Source organism: Demequina silvatica (assembly GCF_000971215.1).
Classification (GTDB): domain Bacteria; phylum Actinomycetota; class Actinomycetes; order Actinomycetales; family Demequinaceae; genus Demequina; species Demequina silvatica.
Genome location: NZ_BBMA01000007.1, coordinates 1 through 16,646, shown reverse-complemented (window position 1 = coordinate 16,646; position 16,646 = coordinate 1). Strand labels below are relative to the sequence as shown.

The following is a 16,646-nucleotide window of genomic DNA, read 5'->3' as shown; positions in this document are numbered from 1 at the left end:
CGGCCGCGCCTCAGTCGAGCAGCGACGGCGGACGTCGCCAGGGCGCGTCGGCCGGGCGGAGGGTCGCACCATCGGACCGCAACGCCGCGTCGAGCGCCAGCGCGCCCACCACGAGCGACGGGCTCTGCGCCGTGCCGGCCCAGATGGACGCGAGGATGTCCGCGAGGGGGACCCAGCGGCCCTCCATGTCGCGCTCCTCCTCGTGGCGCTCGAAGCGCTCGGCCTCGGGCACCGCGGTGAGGTCGCGCGCGAGGAACATGCGGATGCCCTCCGAGGACCCTCCCGGCGAGGTCATGAAGTCGACCAGCGTGTCCCAGCGGGCGGCCCGCAGGTCCGCCTCCTCGAACAGCTCGCGCGCGGCGGCCTCGACCGGCGGCTCGTCGCGCAGGTCGAGCAGGCCGGCGGGGGGCTCCCACGTCTCGGCGCGCACCGGATGACGGTACTGCCGGACCAGGAACACCTCGCCCGCCTCGTTGAGCGCCATCACGCCGACCGCGCCGGTGTGATGGATGTAGTCGCGCTGGACCTGACCGGACTCCCCCAGGTCGACGCGGTCCGATCGCACGTTCCACACCTTGCCCTCGAAGGCCAGGCGCGTCTCGACGACCGGCCGCGCGCCGGGGACGTCCTCGATCATCAGACGGTCGCGGCGTCCGCCGGGGCCGTGGCGCCCTCCTGGCGCTCGATCGCCGCGCCGATGAGGCCGGCGAACAGCGGGTGCGCCTTGGTCGGACGCGACAGGAACTCGGGGTGCGCCTGCGTGGAGACGTAGTACGGGTGCGCCTCGCGCGGGAGCTCGACGAACTCGACGAGCGAGCGGTCGGGGCTCTCGCCCGACACCACCAGGCCGGCCTCCTCGAGCTGCGCGCGGTACGCGTTGTTCACCTCGTAGCGGTGGCGGTGACGCTCGCCCACGGTGGTGGCGCCGTAGGTGGCGGCCACCACGGAGCCCTCCTTGAGCAGCGCGGGGTACTCGCCCAGGCGCATGGTGCCGCCCAGGTCGCCCTTGCCCTCGACGATCTCGAGCTGCTCCTCCATGGTCGCGACCACGGGGTGCTGCGTGTCGGGGTCGAACTCCGACGAGGACGCGCCCTCGAGGCCCAGCACGTTGCGCGCGTACTCCATCACCATGGTCTGCAGGCCCAGGCAGATGCCGAGCGTGGGGACCTGGTTCTCGCGGGCCCAGCGCAGCGCGCCGATCTTGCCGTCCACGCCACGCACGCCGAAGCCGCCGGGCACCAGCACGCCGTCGACGCCGCCCAGCGCCTCCTGGGCGCCCTGCGGGGTCTGGCAGCGGTCGGAGGCGACCCAGCGGATGCGGACGCGGGTGTTGTGGTGGAAGCCGCCGGCGCGCAGCGCCTCGGTCACCGACAGGTAGGCGTCGGGCAGGTCGATGTACTTGCCGACCAGTGCGATCTCGACGTCCTTGGCGGGCTTGTGCACCCGCTTGAGGACGTCGTTCCAGGCGCCCCACTCGACGTCGTGGAACGGCAGGTCGAGGCGGCGCACCACGTACGCGTCGAGGCCCTCGGCGTGGAGCACCTTGGGGATGTCGTAGATGCTGGGCGCGTCGATCGCGTTGACCACGGCGGCGGGCTCGACGTCGCACATGAGCGCGACCTTGTTCTTGACCGAGGTGGGCACCTCGCGGTCCGACCGCAGCACCAGCGCGTCGGGCTGGATGCCGATCGAGCGCAGCGCGGCCACCGAGTGCTGCGTGGGCTTGGTCTTCTGCTCGCCCGACGGGCCGATGTACGGCACCAGCGAGACGTGCAGGAAGAAGACGTTGTCACGGCCCACGTCGTGGCGCACCTGACGGGCGGCCTCGAGGAACGGCTGCGACTCGATGTCGCCCACCGTGCCGCCGATCTCGGTGATGATGACGTCGACGTTCGGGCCGGCCTGCTGGCGCATGCGGCGCTTGATCTCGTCCGTGATGTGCGGGATGACCTGCACGGTGTCGCCCAGGTACTCGCCGCGGCGCTCCTTGGCGATCACCTGCGAGTACACCTGGCCGGTGGTGACGTTCGACGCGGCGGACAGCTCCACGTCGAGGAAGCGCTCGTAGTGGCCGATGTCGAGGTCGGTCTCCGCGCCGTCATCCGTGACGAACACCTCGCCGTGCTGGAACGGGTTCATGGTGCCCGGGTCCACGTTGAGGTAGGGATCGAGCTTCTGCATGGTGACGCGCAGTCCGCGCGACCGGAGAAGGCGGCCGAGGCTGGATGCCGTCAGGCCCTTCCCGAGGGAGGACACGACGCCTCCGGTGACAAAGATCTGACGGGTGACATGGTCCGTACCGGACGAGAATCGCGTTCGCTCCACGGGCTTCAACTCTAACAGCCGTGAGTCCCGGGTGCGTCTCAGGAAACGCCCAGAACCGCAGGAACCTCTCCGTCGCGGTAGTGCGGGAGCACCCCGGTGAGGGTCTCGGACACGGTCGCGACGGCCGTCACGGACCCCAGGATCCAGTCGGACGATGCGACGGTCGCCACATCATCGCGCCTGGTCTCTCCCTGGATGGCGGCGGGCGAGCCGACCACGGTGACGGGGGCGTCGTAGGCCGCGAAGGCGGCCGCGAGGGACGCGGTCGCCTCCTCGCGTCCGGCCACCAGGATGATCGCGTCCGCGGCGGTGGCGGGCACGCCGGTCGCGAGGTCGGCCTGCTCAAGCAGGTCCCAGAGGACCGCGCCGCGGTCCGTGCCGGCCGCTCCGACCTCGGTCGGGTCCGCGCCGGTGGGCGCGGCGCCGGTGGCGCCCTGCACGAACGCGTGCGCGAGCAGCTCCCCGGTCTCGACCGCGTCGACGCCCACGAGCGAGGGCGCCACCTGGTCCGCGAGGGCGCCGCGGAACTCCGAGGTGGAGTCCTCGTCCCAGCCGTCGCCCAGCGCCACCGAGCCTGCGGTGACGGCGCCGGCCAGCGGCAGCCGACCCTCGACGGCCTCGAGCGCCTCGGCGGGCGCGCCGGGCGCGGCGACCACCACCACCTGGGTCTCGGGCAGCAGCCCGATGAGCAGCGTCGGTGCGGTCGCGTCGACGTACGCGCTCGACGTGGACGCGCGCTCCTCGGCGGCCTCCGCGGACTCCTGGGCCACCGCGATGTCGCCCTCGAGCTGGTCGAGGCGATCGCCGGTCTCTCCCAGCAACGCCGCGCGCAGCGGCCCGGAGCCGAGCACCACGCCGATCGCGAGCACCGCCACGCCGGCGGCCGCGGACACCAGCCGGGTGCGGCCGTCGCTCATGCCCCGCCCCCCACCGTGTCGGCGAGCCAGGTCCATGCCCCGGCCAGCGCGTCGTGCCCCTCGGGCGTTCCCCACGCGGCGAGCAGCAGCGCCGCGGCCGCCAGGCCGAGCGCCCCCCACGCGGTCCACGCGCTGTAGCGATGACGGTAGACGGCGGGCAGGACTGCCGCGTCGACGACCGATCCGCTCGCGACCAGGCGCGACAGCAGCGCACCGGCGCCCGCAGTCGAGCGGTCCTCCACGTAGTCGAGCAGCCCGTCGCGGCCGCCCGCGACGATCACCACGGACGCCCCGGCCGCGTGCGCCGCGAGCAGCGCGACGTCCTCGCTCGCGAGGCTCGCGTCGCAGTCGTCGTGGCTGAGCCCGATCGCCTGGGCGCGGGCGAGGCCCGCGTCGCGGCCGGCCGGGTCGTGGACGATCACCTGGGCGGCGCGGCGCAGCACGTCCTCCCCCACGGCGTCGATGTCCCCGAGGACGATGCGCGGGTTGAGCCCCGCGGCGCGCGCGGCGTCCGCGCCCTCGGCGACGCCGATCACGATGGGCCGCCGCTCGCGGGCGAGGCGGGCGAGCGTCTCGTCGTCTCCGGAGAAGCGGGGCGTCACCACGATGACGGGACGCCCGTCGACGGGGAGGCGGAGCTCGGGCAGCCCGATCCCGTCGAGCAGCAGCTCCGCGTCACGGCCCAGAAGGTCGAGCGCGGTCGCGGTGAAGGAGGCGACGTGGACGTGGAGGTCCTGGTCGGCGACGCGGATGCGGTGCTCGACATCCTCGAGGGTGAGCCGCGTGCCGTCCGCGGCCACGCGTCCCGCCCCGGCGACGCTGTCGCCCTCGACGGTGACCTGGGCGCCGTCGCGGAACGCGAGCACGTCCTGGCCGGCGGACTCCACCACCGGGATGCCGGCCTCGAGCAGCACCAGCGCGCCGGTGGTCGGGAGGCGGCCCGAGATGCAGGCCTGCGCGTTGATGACGGCCGCGGGCCGGCGTGCCGCGAGGGCCGCGGCGGCGCGCTTGTCGAGGTCCAGCGCATCCACGATCGCCACGTCGCCGGGCTGGAGACGCCGCGCCAGCGCGAGCGGCGACGAGTCGACCCGCGCGGGGCCGGAGATGGCGGTGGTGGCGGCGGTCATGGCCGCTATGGTGCCACGCGCGAGGCCTCCAGCAGCTCACGTGCGTGGGCGAGTGCGGTCTTCGATCCCTCGTGCCCGGAGAGCAGGCGCGCGAGCTCCTCGACGCGGTCCTCCCCCGCCACCTCGTGCACCTGGGAGCGGGTCACCGAGCCGTCCGTGGCCTTGGCCACCACCACGTGCCTGTCGGCGTGCGCGGCGACCTGCGCGAGGTGCGTCACCACCAGCACCTGGTGGGTGCGGGCGAGCTCCGCGAGGCGGCGGCCCACCGCGATGGCGGCCTTGCCGCCGACGCCCGCGTCGACCTCGTCGAACACGAACGTGTGGCCGGGCGTGACGGCGTGACGCGCGAGCGCCACCTCGATCGCGAGCATGATGCGCGACAGCTCGCCGCCGGAGGCAGCCTGCGCGACGGGGCGGTGCGGGGCGCCCGGGTGCGAGGCCAGGGTCATCTCGACGTCGTCGGCTCCGGTCGCGCGGGGCTCGGACCGGCGCAGCCCGACGCGGAACTCGGCTTCCGGCATCGCGAGCCCGTCCAGCTCGGAATCGACCTCGGCGGACAGCCGGTCCGCGGCGGCGCGGCGGCTCGCGGTGAGGTCCGCCGCCAGCCCCTCGAGGCGGGCGCGCGCGTCCCGCTCCGCGTCGCGGCGCGCCACCAGGGTCTGGTCCCACGAGTCGTCCTGCGCAACCGCGGCCGCGGCACGCTCGCGGTAGGCGAGCACGCCGTCCAGATCCGCGCCGATCCGGCGCATGAGCGCGTTGAGGTCCGCGCGGCGCGACTGCAGCGTCTCGAGCCGGGCGGGGTCGGCGTCCATGCGGTCGAGGTAGGAGGACAGCTCGTGCGCGATGTCGGCGGCGCCGTACGCCACCTCCGCAAGCCTCGACTCGAGCGCCTCGAGCTCGGGATCGTGGCGGGCCGCGTCGCCGAGCGCGCGCCGTGCCGCCTCGGCCGCCACCACCAGGGTGACCTCCGCGTCGCCGTCGATGGCCTCGCGCGCGCCGGCCACTCCCGCGCGGACGGCCTCGGAGTGCTCGAGCACCTCGATCTGAGCGGCGAGCGCCGCGTCCTCGCCCGGCTGCGGATCGACGGCGTCGATCGCGTCGAGGTCGTCACGCATACGTGCCGCCTCGAGCCGCGCCGCCTCGGCGCCGGACTCCATGGCCTCGAGCTCCCTGCGGGCCTCACGCCAGGACTCCCACGCCCGCGCGTACGAGGCGACCAGGGCATCGTGCCCCGCGAAGCCGTCGAGGATCGCGCGCTGCTCCGCCGACGAGCGCAGGCGTGCCTGATCGCTCTGGCCATGGACGGTGACCCAGTGCTCGGCGACCTCGGCGAGCACGGCCTGCGGGACCGTGCGGCCGCCCACGACGGTGCGCGAACGCGTGGTGGCGCCCACCGTGCGGGACACGATCACGGTGCCGTCGTCGTCGAGGCTCGCGCCCGCCTCCTCGAGGCGGGCGGCGGGCCAGGAGCCGGGCTCGACGTCGACCACGGCCTCCGCCAGCGCCGCCTCGGCGCCGGTGCGCACGGTCGCGGGGATGCTCTTCGAGCCGGTGATGAGACCCAGGCCGGTCAGCACCATGGTCTTGCCCGCGCCTGTCTCACCGGTCACGCAGGTGAGGCCGGGTCCCAGGTCGACGCGGGCGGACTCGATCACGCCCAGGTTCTCGATGGCGAGCTCGTGGAGCACGTCAGATCCCCGCTCCCCACCCGGCGACGGGTCGGGTGCCGCGGAAGCCGTCGACCGGCAGCGAGAACTTCTGCACCAGGCGCTCGCTGAACGGGGCGTCCGACATGCGGGCGAGCCGCACGGTCTGCGAGCCGCGGGTGACCTCGACGCGGCCGCCGCGGGCGAGGTCGATCGCGCGCGCGCCGTCGAGCACCACCTGGCCGTCGCTCGAGGACCGGTCAAGGATCTCGACCGTGACCCGGGAGGACGGGCTCACCACGAGCGGGCGCGAGAACAGCGCGTGCGCCGCGAGGGGCACCACGAGCAGCGCGTCCACGTCGGGCCACAGCACGGGCCCGCCCGCGCTGAAGGCGTGCGCGGTGGAACCGGTCGAGGTGGCGACCACCACGCCGTCGCAGCCGAAGGTCGACAGCGGACGGCCGTCGATGTCGAGCGCGACCTCGATGGTGGTGCGGAGGTTCGCACGTTCCACGGTGACGTCGTTGAGCGCCCAGCCGGTGCTCAGCACGCCGTCGGGCGAGGTCACGGCGACGTCGATGGTGCCGCGCTCCTCGATCACGTAGTCGCCGGCCGCGAGGCGGCGGGCCGCATGCGCGACGTCGTCCCGCTCGAACTCCGCGAGGAAGCCCACGTGGCCCAGGTTCACTCCCAGCAGCGGGATCCCGGTGCCGCGCGTGAGGTCGGCGGCGTGGAGGATGGTGCCGTCCCCGCCGAGCACCAGCGCGGCCTCGATGGGCTTGTCCCCCGCGTGGAAGTCCGTGCACGTGGCGACGCCGTCGGCGGCGAGGGCCTCCGCGGCGAGGGCGGCGGCGTCCGCCGCCTCGGGACGATGCGGGTGCGTGACGATGAGGATGCGTCGCGTCACGGCGTCCCTCCCGTCTCCTCGATGATCGCGGCCCTGACCTGCGGTTCTACCAGCGGCTCGGGTCCGCCACCAGCCTGCCATGCCCGAGACGCCCACACGAAGAACTCCACATTGCCGTGCGGGCCCGGGAGGGTCGACCGGGCGATGCGACGGATGTCCAGACCCGCGTCCATCATGCACCGCACCACCGACATCACCGCACGCGCGCGGTCGTCGAGGTTGGTGACCACGCCTCCGCGGCCCAGGCGCTCGCGCCCCACCTCGAACTGCGGCTTGACCATGAGGAGCAGATCCGCGCGCTCGGCGAGGGTCGCGACGATGGGCGCGACGAGAAGCGTGAGCGAGATGAAGGACACGTCCGCCACCACGAGGTCGGGCCGCTCGCCCAGGCTCTCGACGGTGAGCTCGCGCGCGTTGAGCCCCTCGCGGGCGACGACGCGGGCGTCCGCGGCGACGGCGGGCGCCAGCTGGCCGTGGCCGACGTCGATGGCGTGGACGCGCGCCGCTCCCCGCTCGAGCAGGACCTGGGTGAAGCCGCCCGTGGAGGCGCCGACGTCGAGCGCGATGCGGCCGGCCGTCTCGAGCTCCGGGCACGCCTCGAGGGCCCCGAGGAGCTTGTGGGCCGCGCGCGAGACGTACTGGTCGGGCGCGACGGCCTCGACCACCGCATCGTCCCTCACCTCGAGCGCCGCCTTGGCGGCGGTCACGCCGTCGACGGAGACGGCCCCCGCCGCGATGAGCTCCTGCGCGCGGGTGCGCGACGGAGCCAGGCCGCGCGCGACGAGCGCGCGGTCCAGCCGCATGCTCAGCGCGACTCGTCGCGAAGGCGCGTCGAGAGCGCCTCCTGCACCTTGTCGAAGAACTCGGCCTGCTGGTCGAGGTCGTCGGGGAGCTCGGTGACGGCCTGGAGGGCCTGGCGCACCTCGGCCGGGTACTCGACCTGGCCCAGGGACTCGCGCGCGTCGTTGAGGTCAGCCATGAGAATGGAGGCTAGCCGAAGTGCGGGAGGGTCTCAACGTCGAACTTGTGACCGTTGTCCGCGGCATCCCACGCGGCCGCGCACGCGGCGCGGACGCGGTCGAGCGTGTCGCCGCCGTCGACCAGCAGCCGGCCCTCGGTCACGCGCGCTCGAGCGTCGCCCACGTGCCACCAGTGCTCGGCGAGACGGGGCGCCGGGTGCACGTCCGCGAGGGTGGAGAGGTCGGCGCCGATGAAGGCAGGACGCTCCCCCGGCACCGCGAGCAGCGCGTCGCGCGCGGTGTTGACGCCGGTGAGCACCATGAGGCCCGGGATGTCCGCGGCGCGCGCACCCTTGAGGTCGGTGTCGAGGCGGTCGCCGATCATCAGCGGGCGGGCCGCGCCCGCCTTGCGTGCCGCCATGCGCAGCATCGCGGGCTCGGGCTTGCCCGCCGCGAGGGGCGTCACGCCGGTCGCGGTGCGGACCACTCCCACGAGCGAGCCGTTGCCGGGGGCGATGCCACGCTCGTTGGGGATGGTGAGGTCGAGGTTGGTCGCGAAGAAGCGGGCGCCGGCGTTGATCGCGTACGTCGCCTCCGCGAGCTGACGCCAGCCGAGGTCGGGCGAGAAGCCCTGGATCACCGCGACGGGGTGCTCGGTCGCGTCCTCGACGATCTCGTAGCCCTTGGCCGCGACCGCAGTGTAGAGGCCGGCGCCGCCGACCACCAGGACGCGCTCGCCTGCCGGGACGTGCTCCGCGAGCAGCTCGGCGCCCGCCTGCGCGGCGGTCATGACCTCGGTCGGGGCGCACGGGATGCCCAGCTCGGACAGGTGCGCCGCGACGGTCTCCGGCTCGCGGGAGGCGTTGTTCGTCACGAACATCACCCCCATGCCGGCCGCGCGGGCCGCCTCGAGCGCGGGCGGCGCGGACGGGATCGCGTGCGGACCCTTGTACGCGACGCCGTCGAGGTCGACCAGCGCGACGTCGAAGGCGTCCTGGAGCGCGGACTCGGTGCCGAGCAGGCCGGCGGTCATGCGCGGTCCTCGTCGCCGTGGTCCTCGTCCGTGAAGTCGATGTCGGAGTCGGACTCGTCGTCCTCGTCCTCGTCCTCGTCGTCTTCGTCGTCGTCGGCGGCCTCGGTCAGGCCGTCCTCGGCGTCGAAGGCTGCGGCCTCGTCGAGGTCGTCGTCCTCGTCCTCGTCGGCGAGCTCCTGGTCGGGGTCGGGCAGCTCGGCGGTGTCGTACAGGACGATGTCCTCCTCGAGCTCCTCGTCGACCGGCTCGGGGATCGAGGCCTCGAGCTCGTCGGCCTCGGCATCGCGGCCGAGCGCGCGCAGCACCGCGACGAGCGCCTCGTCGACGCGCACCTTCAGGTCGTCGTTCGGGGCGGCGATGCGGCTGAGGATCAGGTGCGCCGCCTCGGCGTCGCCCATGTCGAGCCGCGCGCCGGCGACCACGATCCGCATCTCCACCGCGGACTCCTGCGGCAGCTGCTTCGCGTCGGGCTCCTCCGCGATCGCGAGGGCGCGCTCGGGACGGCCCAGGCCACGCTCGCAGTCGGCCATTAGGGGCAGGTGCTCGATCGAGCCGCCCAGGCGGCGGACGGTGCGGAACTCGCGCAGCGCCTCCGCATAGCGGCCCGTCGCGTAGGCGGTGAGCGCTGCGGCCTCGCGGACCACGTCCACGCGGCCGCCGCGCTGCAGCGCGACCTGCGCGTGGCGGTAGGCGAGCTCGGGATCGGTGTCGACCAGGTTGCCCGCCATGATGAGGTGGCGGCCCACGTCCTCGGCGTTGTCCTTGCTGAGGGTGCGCAGGCGCGCGCGGACCGCGCGGTCGAGCTGACCGTACGTGATCTCCTCGGGGACCTCGGGGGCCTCGATGATCTGCGACTTGGTCAGCGGCACGCCGGCGACGCGGGCGGTGCGCTCCTCGGACTCGGGGCGCGCACGTCCGCCGCGGTCGGGACGCGCGCCGGGGCGACCGGAGCCGCGCGGGGCGCGGTCGCGGTCGCGGTCGCCATCGAAGCTGCGGCGGGGACGGTCGCTGTCGTACTGGCGGCGCGGGCGGTCGTCATACGAGCGCTGCGGGCGGTCGCCGTCACGGCGCGGGCCGCGGTCGCCATCGAACGAGCGGCGAGGACGGTCTCCGTCGAAGTCGCGACGGGGACGGTCGCTGTCGTACTGGCGGCGCGGACGGTCGTCGTACGACCGCTGGGGACGGTCGCCATCGCGGCGCGGACCACGGTCGCCATCGAACGAACGACGCGGACGGTCACCGTCGAAGTCGCGGCGCGGACGGTCGCTGTCGTACTGGCGACGCGGACGGTCGTCGTACGACCGCTGGGGACGGTCGCCATCGCGACGCGGACCACGGTCGCCATCGAACGAACGACGCGGACGGTCACCGTCGAAGTCGCGACGGGGACGGTCGGAGCTCGCCGGACGCGACGGACGGTCACCGTCGAACGAGCGGCGGGGACGGTCGTCATAGGAACGCTGCGGGCGGTCGCCATCGCGACGCGGACCGCGGTCGCCATCGAAGGAACGGCGGGGACGGTCACCGTCGAAGTCACGACGCGGACGGTCGTCGTAGGACCGCTGGGAACGGTCGCCATCACGACGCGGGCCACGGTCGCCATCGAAGGAACGGCGAGGACGGTCGTCGTACGAGCGCCGCGGGCGGTCCTCGTCATACGAGCGGCGCGGGCTGCGCTCGCCGTCGAAGTCGCGCCGCGGACGGTCGTTGTCGTAGGGACGGCGCGGTCCGCGGTCGTCGTTGAAGTTCCGGCGCGGACGGTCCGAGTTCGCGGGACGCGAGGGACGGTCGCCATCGAACGAGCGACGCGGTCGATCGTCGTAGGAACGCTGCTGACGGTCACCATCACGACGCGGACCACGGTCGCCATCGAACGAGCGACGCGGACGGTCGTCGTACGAACGCTGCGGACGGTCACCGTCACGTCGCGGTCCCCGGTCGCCATCGAAGTTGCGACGCGGACGGTCGTCGCCGTCGCGGCGGTCGCCGTCGAACGAGCGACGCGGACGGTCGTTGTCGTACTGACGACGCGGACGGTCGTCGGAGGAGCGCTGGGGACGGTCACCATCGTTCGAACGACGGGGGCGGTCACCGCCGTCGCGGCGGTCGCCGTCGCGCTGCTTGCGCGGGTTGATTCCGGGGCGCGAGTCGTAGCTCGCGCGGCGCTCGTCGCGCTCGTCCCTGTCGTTCATGGTGCTCCTGTCCAATTGTGTGGACGCTCCCGCCATTCTTACGCGGCTGGGCGCGAAGAACCGGGTCAGTACGTCCTGAGTAAGTCTGCATCACGCGCGGTCGCGGCGTCTCCAGCGGTCAAGACACGGGACAATGGCGACGATGACTGCCACCGACCTGTCCCTGCTCGCCCGCCTGCCGATGACGGCGCCCGGCGCGGGCCCCGATCCTGACGCGCTCTACGAGGCTTTCGCGACGTGGGCGGCGGAACGGGACCTTCCATTATATCCACACCAGGACGAGGCGCTCATCGAGATCGTCTCCGGGTCGCACGTGATCCTCGCGACACCGACCGGCTCGGGCAAGTCCCTGGTCGCCGCCGGAGCGCACTTCGCGGCGCTCGCCGCGCATCGTGCCGGCACGGGCGGCCGGACCTTCTACACCGCGCCGCTCAAGGCGCTGGTGTCGGAGAAGTTCTTCGCGCTCATCGAGATGTTCGGCAGCGAGAACGTCGGCATGATGACGGGCGACAGCGCCGTCAACGCGGACGCCCCGATCATCTGCTGCACCGCGGAGATCCTCGCGAACCTCGCGCTGCGCGACGGCGACGCCACAGATGCCGCGCTCGTGGTGATGGACGAGTTCCACTTCTACTCCGACCCGCAGCGAGGCTGGGCCTGGCAGGTGCCGCTCCTCGAGCTGCCGCGCACGCAGTTCGTGCTGATGTCCGCGACGCTCGGGGACACCGACTGGCTGGTCGAGGACCTCCAGCGCCGCTCCGACCGCGCGGTCGCCCAGGTCACGAGCGCCGAGCGCCCCGTGCCCCTGTCGTTCGACTACGTCCTGGACCCTCTTCCGGAGGTCGTCGAGCGCATCGTCCAGACGGGCCTCGCGCCCGTCTACATCGTCCACTTCACCCAGAAGGACGCCGTCGAGCGCGCCCAGTCGCTGCTCAGCATGAACGTCGCGACGCGCGCGGAACGCGACCAGATCGCCGCCGCGCTCGACGGCGTGCGCTTCGGCACCGGGTTCGGCAAGACCCTCGGCCGGTTCCTGCGCGCCGGCGTCGGCGTCCACCACGCGGGCATGCTGCCCAAGTACCGCCGGATCGTCGAACGCCTCACCCAGCAGGGGCTCCTCAAGGTGGTGTGCGGGACCGACACGCTCGGCGTCGGCATCAACGTGCCCATCCGCACCGTGCTGCTCACGTCGCTCGTCAAGTACGACGGCGAGCGCATGCGCCACCTGACCGCCCGCGAGTTCCATCAGATCGCGGGGCGCGCCGGACGTGCGGGCTACGACACCGAGGGCGTGTGTCTAGTGATGGCGCCCGAGCACGTCATCGAGAACCGCAAGGCGCTCCTCAAGGCCGGCGACGACGTCAAGAAGCAGCGCAAGATCGTCCGCAAGAAGGCACCCGCCGGGCACGTCAACTGGACCGACGCGACCTTCGAACGCCTCCGCGACGCCGCCCCGGAACCGCTGACCTCGAGCTTCGCGGTGACGCACGCGATGGTGCTGAACATCCTGGCGCGTGGGAGGGACGATGCGCGGGCCGGGCGGGCGGCGCAGGATCCGGTGGCCGCGATGAGGGACCTGCTGGCGGCCGTGCACGAGACGCCGGCTCAGCGGTCGGCGCACGCGCGTCAGGCGCTGCGCATCTACTGGTCCCTGCGCAAGGCGGGCGTGGTCGAGCGCGTGCGGATCCCTGACCCGACGCACCCGCGCGGCTCGCGGCCGTCCGTCCGCCTCACGGTCGACGTGCCGCGGAACTTCGCTCTCAACCAGCCGCTGTCCCCCTTCGCGCTGGCCGCGATGGACCTCCTCAACGTCGAGTCGCCGTCGCACGCGCTCGATGTGGTGTCCGTCATCGAGTCGACGCTTTCGGACCCGCGTCAGCTCCTGATGGCGCAGCAGTTCCAGGCACGGGGCGAGGCGGTCGCCGCGATGAAGGCCGAGGGCATGGAGTACGAGGAGCGACTCGAGGCGCTCGAGGAGGTCACCTGGCCTCGGCCCCTCGCGGACCTGCTCGAGCCGGCGTTCGCGATGTACCGCCGGTCGAACCCATGGATCATGGGCGCGGAGCTCTCCCCCAAGTCCGTGGTGCGCGACATGCTCGAGCGCGCGATGACCTTCGGGGAGCTCGTCTCGATCTACGGTCTCGAACGCACCGAGGGCATCGCGCTGCGCTACCTCGCGGAGGCGTACCGAGCCATGCGGCAGACCGTCCCCGAGGACCACCGCACGGAAGAGGTCCAGGAGATCACCGAATGGCTCGGCGAGCTGGTGCGGTCGACGGACCAGTCGCTGCTCGACGAATGGGAGAAGCTCGCCAACCCCGAAGCCTTCATGGAGGACGACGCGGACCCCGCCGCTCCCCTGCTCGCCGGCGCGGGACCCGCCCGGCCGGTGACGGGCAACCCGCGCGTCCTGCGCCGCCTCATCCGCAACGCCATGTTCCGGCGGGTCGAGCTGGCGGCGCGCGAGGACTACGACGCGCTCGGCACGCTCGACAAGGGCGCGGGCTGGGATGCGGAGGCGTGGGAGGACGCGCTCGCGCCCTTGTTCGACCTGCATGGGGACGATGCGGTGGGCATCGGGCCGAACGCCCGGGCCTCGGCGCTGCTCACCTTCGTCGAGCCCGGCTCGATCGGCGACGACGGGCGGGCCCGCGCGGCCCTGGCCGCCACCGATCACACGGAGGTCCCTGCCGGCATGTGGATAGTCCGCCAGGTCATCGACGACCCGGCAGGCGACCACGACTGGGGCATCGTCGCGGCGGTGGATCTCGAGGCGAGCGACGAGGCCGGCGAGGTGGTGATCGAGGTCCTCGCGGTAGGGGCGCTCTGAACCCCTAGTGGGTCTCGACGATGATCCGGCCCATCGGGGTGAGCGAGATCGGGATCAGCTTGAGGTTGGCCCACGCCATCGGGATGCCGATGATGGTGATCGCGAGGGTGATCGCAGTGAAGACGTGCGCGATCACCAAGATCAGCCCCAGCGGGATCCACAGGATGTTGCCCACCACCGTCCAGGCGCCCGCGTTGGGGTCGCGCACCACCTCGCGGCCGAACGGCCAGATCGCGTAGTTCGCGATGCGGAAGCACGCGATGCCCGCGGGAATGCCGATGATCGTGATGAAGGCGATCACCCCGACGATCGCATAGGACACCCACAGCGCGATGCCGGCGAAGAAGAACCAGATGATGTTGAGAAGAGTGCGCATACCTCAGGGTATGCGGCGAGTCGGCGGGGAGGCCGTCAACGCCGCGGCATAGGCGCGTACGGAACGGCGGTATCGCGGGAGCGAAGGCTCGATCGCCTCGATCGCGACGCGCAACGCCTCGTCGTGACGTCCCGCACTGTGCAGCGCGAGCGCCAGGAACACGGCGGGCGCGCTCCCGGTCTCAGGGTGCACCGGAGCGGCCTGCAGCATGGCGATCGCTTCGTCGACGCGACCGAGATTGCGCAGGGTGGACGCGTGCTGCACCACCTGCTGTGCGGCGCGAGCAGGATCCACGGCGCCGAGGCCTGCTGCGGTCGCCGCGGCGTACTGGGCGTCAGCCTCCGCCTCGAACCCCGCGGAGTCGTAGGCGCCACCGAGCTCGAAGGCGCCGAGCGCCGGGTGAGGCGCCGATGCCGCCACCGCGCGCATCTGCTCGACGCGGGCGCGGTCGTCGATGTCGACGTCGTCCCAGACCTGAGTTGGGTCATTCCGCTTAGTGCCCTGGGCTCGGCGTCGTGATGGCGGTGATGAGGGCGCCGGTGGGGTCGTCGATGAAGGGGTCGAAGGTGCGGGTGGCGCCGTTGATGGTGATGGTCGCGGACCGCAGTGGCCGTAGCTGACGCAGGGCCTTGCGGATCGACAGGCCCGAGCGGTCTTGAACCGTGCGGGACACGGCCAAGGCGGTGAACACGATCGTCAGGTGCGCCTCGATGGCGTCGCGGGTGCGGGCGAACATGGGCCTCGCGGCCAGGTCGGTCTTGGACATCCGGAACGACTGCTCGACGTGCCACAGGTCGTGATAGCTCGACATCACCTCGCGGGCTTCCATCACGGCGGCGGGGATGTTCGTCACGTAGCCCTTGAGGCCGGCGACGCGACGGGCGCGGGCCAGCGCGGTGTGGTCCAGCGAGCGGCTGTTTCCAGCGGTCTTGACGAATCGGGGCGCGCGGGCGGCCTTGACGCCATCGACCACCGACTGGGCACGCTCAGCCTGCAGGGTCAGGGTGCGGTTGTCGCGGGCGAAGGGCTTGGCGGAGTACGCCCACACCGCCCGCCACGTGCGCTCATCCGTCGCTGTCCACACGGGCTCGGCCTTCACCATCGGATCGTTCGCGTTCTTGGTGCCGCGGTGGCGGGGCGTGACGGTGTCGACGATCTGCCCGTCGACGAAGTGGTCGCCATGCCACCGGTAGTGCGACTCCAGATCCAAGGGCGCGCGGGTCTGGCGGGACCCGACGATGAAGTTGAGCCCCTCCTCGTCGAGCTGGCGCAGGTTCGACGCGGACAGCATCCCTGCGTCGGCGACCACGACCATCCCGGCGAGCTGGTGACGGGCGTGGAAGGCGCGGATCATCGGCAGAATCGTCAGGGTCTCAGCCTTGTTGCCCTCGAAGCAGCCAATCTCGAGCGGGAAGCCGTTGCGGTCGACGAGGAGGCCGACGACGATCTGCGGGTCGACTCGGCGTTCCTTCGAGAACCCGACCTTGCGTAGGGCGTCCTCGTTCTCAGCTTCGAAGTACAGGGTCGTCACGTCGTACAGCACCAAGCTGATGTCGCCGACGGTTGACGCGTGGGCGTAGCAGGCCGTCGCGATCGCATCGCGATACTGGCCCGAGTGGGCCCGCTTGAGGGTGCGCTTACGCGTGGACAGGCTTGCCGACACCCTCCCCAGATCCGCCAGGACCCGGTCGACGTCCAGCAGCGATGTCGGCTCCACGATCCGCGCGATCACGAGATCCCGGAAGCACTCGTCCGCGACCGCGGCGTGGAAGCCGAGCTCGTCATAGACAGCGGCGAGCACGCCGTAGAGCAGGCGGGACTGGGTGCGGTGCACGACGCCGGGGCTGACGGTCTTCGCGCGCACGCGCCGGGTGCTCGTGTCGGGAAACAAGGTGCGCGGGCCAGGCGCCTTCGACAGGGGTGTCGCCCGCCGCGGCACGCTCATCCCCAGATCAAGCAGGCCTTGCGCGTCGTCGGTGAGCATCTCGTGCGCGGTGTCCATCAGCACGCCGAGCTCGACCTCGTCGTGCGCGGATCCGACATGACGCACGATCCGGCGCCGACCGCCGACGGATTCCATGATCTGCACCGCAGTGGCGCCCGAGGCCGTCCGCACTCGCCTCACCCACGCCATCCGCCCAGCATAGACGCCCCGCTTAGTGCCCTGAACGGTCACTAAGCGCGACAATCACCCCAGGTAGATCAATTCCGGGGTGTGTCGAGTGGCACGAGTGAACCAAGACAGGCGGTCGTCGATGTCGACGTCGTCCCAGAGCGCGGCGACGTCCCTCTCCCAGTCGGTGGATCGCATGACATCAGGCTATCTGCCTGGGA

Annotated in this window: 16 protein-coding genes; 2 read left to right on the top strand and 14 right to left on the bottom strand. The window is 72.5% G+C overall.

The window, feature by feature from the left end:
- Nucleotides 1-10: 10 nt before the first annotated feature.
- From AOM05_RS10620 to AOM05_RS14295, 10 genes are read right to left on the bottom strand one after another with little or no spacing between them, the layout of a single operon-like run.
- Entirely contained in the window at nt 11-637 is a 627-nt protein-coding gene (locus tag AOM05_RS10620; RefSeq protein WP_062522065.1) for an NUDIX domain-containing protein, read from the bottom strand.
- Nucleotides 637-2,325, bottom strand: a complete 1,689-nt coding sequence (pyrG, locus tag AOM05_RS10615; RefSeq protein ID WP_062522063.1) for a CTP synthase — start codon at nt 2,323-2,325, stop codon at nt 637-639. The genes AOM05_RS10620 and pyrG overlap by 1 nt, the downstream gene beginning before the upstream one ends.
- A gap of 38 nt (nt 2,326-2,363) precedes the next feature.
- Nucleotides 2,364-3,242: a copper transporter gene (locus AOM05_RS10610; RefSeq protein WP_062522061.1), complete on the bottom strand. Its 879-nt coding sequence runs from the start codon at nt 3,240-3,242 to the stop codon at nt 2,364-2,366.
- Nucleotides 3,239-4,369: a putative cytokinetic ring protein SteA gene (gene steA, locus AOM05_RS10605; RefSeq protein ID WP_062522059.1), complete on the bottom strand. Its 1,131-nt coding sequence runs from the start codon at nt 4,367-4,369 to the stop codon at nt 3,239-3,241. Before steA ends, AOM05_RS10610 begins: the two co-directional genes overlap by 4 nt.
- A 5-nt stretch (nt 4,370-4,374) precedes the next feature.
- Entirely contained in the window at nt 4,375-6,057 is a 1,683-nt protein-coding gene (gene recN, locus AOM05_RS10600; protein WP_062522057.1) for a DNA repair protein RecN, read from the bottom strand.
- 1 nt (nt 6,058) lies between these two features.
- Nucleotides 6,059-6,922, bottom strand: coding sequence for an NAD kinase (locus AOM05_RS10595; RefSeq protein ID WP_062522055.1), 864 nt, complete (start codon nt 6,920-6,922; stop codon nt 6,059-6,061).
- The gene (locus AOM05_RS10590; RefSeq protein WP_062522053.1) at nt 6,919-7,725 is read right to left on the bottom strand and encodes a TlyA family RNA methyltransferase; all 807 of its coding nucleotides are present in this window, start codon (nt 7,723-7,725) and stop codon (nt 6,919-6,921) included. The genes AOM05_RS10595 and AOM05_RS10590 overlap by 4 nt, the downstream gene beginning before the upstream one ends.
- 2 nt (nt 7,726-7,727) lie before the next feature.
- A complete protein-coding gene (locus tag AOM05_RS14300) occupies nt 7,728-7,901 on the bottom strand; it encodes a hypothetical protein (RefSeq protein WP_156165157.1) in 174 nt (57 codons plus the stop codon).
- An 11-nt stretch (nt 7,902-7,912) separates the two neighbouring features.
- Nucleotides 7,913-8,914: an HAD-IIA family hydrolase gene (locus AOM05_RS10585; protein WP_062522051.1), complete on the bottom strand. Its 1,002-nt coding sequence runs from the start codon at nt 8,912-8,914 to the stop codon at nt 7,913-7,915.
- Entirely contained in the window at nt 8,911-9,660 is a 750-nt protein-coding gene (locus tag AOM05_RS14295) for a tetratricopeptide repeat protein (RefSeq protein WP_156165156.1), read from the bottom strand. Before AOM05_RS14295 ends, AOM05_RS10585 begins: the two co-directional genes overlap by 4 nt.
- On the opposite strand from AOM05_RS14295, the gene AOM05_RS14695 reads away from it, so the two are divergent.
- Both AOM05_RS14695 and AOM05_RS10575 read left to right on the top strand, forming a co-directional pair.
- Nucleotides 9,649-11,319, top strand: a complete 1,671-nt coding sequence (locus tag AOM05_RS14695) for a hypothetical protein (protein ID WP_156165155.1) — start codon at nt 9,649-9,651, stop codon at nt 11,317-11,319. The genes AOM05_RS14295 and AOM05_RS14695 overlap by 12 nt on opposite strands.
- Entirely contained in the window at nt 11,249-13,936 is a 2,688-nt protein-coding gene (locus tag AOM05_RS10575) for a DEAD/DEAH box helicase (RefSeq protein WP_228373274.1), read from the top strand. The genes AOM05_RS14695 and AOM05_RS10575 overlap by 71 nt, the downstream gene beginning before the upstream one ends.
- A gap of 4 nt (nt 13,937-13,940) precedes the next feature.
- On the opposite strand, the gene AOM05_RS10570 is transcribed toward AOM05_RS10575, so the two are convergent.
- The 4 genes from AOM05_RS10570 to AOM05_RS14690 all read right to left on the bottom strand — a co-directional run bounded on the left by AOM05_RS10570 (nt 13,941) and on the right by AOM05_RS14690 (nt 16,623).
- Entirely contained in the window at nt 13,941-14,312 is a 372-nt protein-coding gene (locus tag AOM05_RS10570; RefSeq protein WP_062522047.1) for a YccF domain-containing protein, read from the bottom strand.
- A gap of 3 nt (nt 14,313-14,315) precedes the next feature.
- Nucleotides 14,316-14,741 carry a tetratricopeptide repeat protein gene (locus AOM05_RS10565; RefSeq protein WP_082097462.1) on the bottom strand — a complete coding sequence of 142 codons (426 nt, stop codon included), beginning with the start codon at nt 14,739-14,741 and terminating at the stop codon, nt 14,316-14,318.
- 64 nt (nt 14,742-14,805) lie between these two features.
- Complete coding sequence (locus AOM05_RS10560) at nt 14,806-16,446, bottom strand: IS1634 family transposase (RefSeq protein ID WP_062522043.1); 1,641 nt, start codon at nt 16,444-16,446, stop codon at nt 14,806-14,808.
- Nucleotides 16,447-16,500: 54 nt separating this feature from the next.
- Nucleotides 16,501-16,623 (bottom strand): hypothetical protein, encoded by a 123-nt coding sequence (locus AOM05_RS14690; RefSeq protein ID WP_267127700.1) that lies wholly within the window; start codon nt 16,621-16,623, stop codon nt 16,501-16,503.
- Between the last annotated feature and the right edge of the window lie 23 nt (nt 16,624-16,646).

Coding starts and splice junctions, on each gene's coding strand:
- AOM05_RS10620 (WP_062522065.1), bottom strand. CDS start 637: ATGATCGAGGACGTCCCCGGCGCGCGGCCGGTCGTCGAGACGCGCCTG.
- AOM05_RS10610 (WP_062522061.1), bottom strand. CDS start 3,242: ATGAGCGACGGCCGCACCCGGCTGGTGTCCGCGGCCGCCGGCGTGGCG.
- steA (WP_062522059.1), bottom strand. CDS start 4,369: ATGACCGCCGCCACCACCGCCATCTCCGGCCCCGCGCGGGTCGACTCG.
- AOM05_RS10590 (WP_062522053.1), bottom strand. CDS start 7,725: ATGCGGCTGGACCGCGCGCTCGTCGCGCGCGGCCTGGCTCCGTCGCGC.
- AOM05_RS14300 (WP_156165157.1), bottom strand. CDS start 7,901: ATGGCTGACCTCAACGACGCGCGCGAGTCCCTGGGCCAGGTCGAGTAC.
- AOM05_RS10585 (WP_062522051.1), bottom strand. CDS start 8,914: ATGACCGCCGGCCTGCTCGGCACCGAGTCCGCGCTCCAGGACGCCTTC.
- AOM05_RS10575 (WP_228373274.1), top strand. CDS start 11,249: ATGACTGCCACCGACCTGTCCCTGCTCGCCCGCCTGCCGATGACGGCG.
- AOM05_RS10570 (WP_062522047.1), bottom strand. CDS start 14,312: ATGCGCACTCTTCTCAACATCATCTGGTTCTTCTTCGCCGGCATCGCG.
- AOM05_RS10565 (WP_082097462.1), bottom strand. CDS start 14,741: ATGCGCGCGGTGGCGGCATCGGCGCCTCACCCGGCGCTCGGCGCCTTC.
- AOM05_RS10560 (WP_062522043.1), bottom strand. CDS start 16,446: ATGGCGTGGGTGAGGCGAGTGCGGACGGCCTCGGGCGCCACTGCGGTG.
- AOM05_RS14690 (WP_267127700.1), bottom strand. CDS start 16,623: ATGCGATCCACCGACTGGGAGAGGGACGTCGCCGCGCTCTGGGACGAC.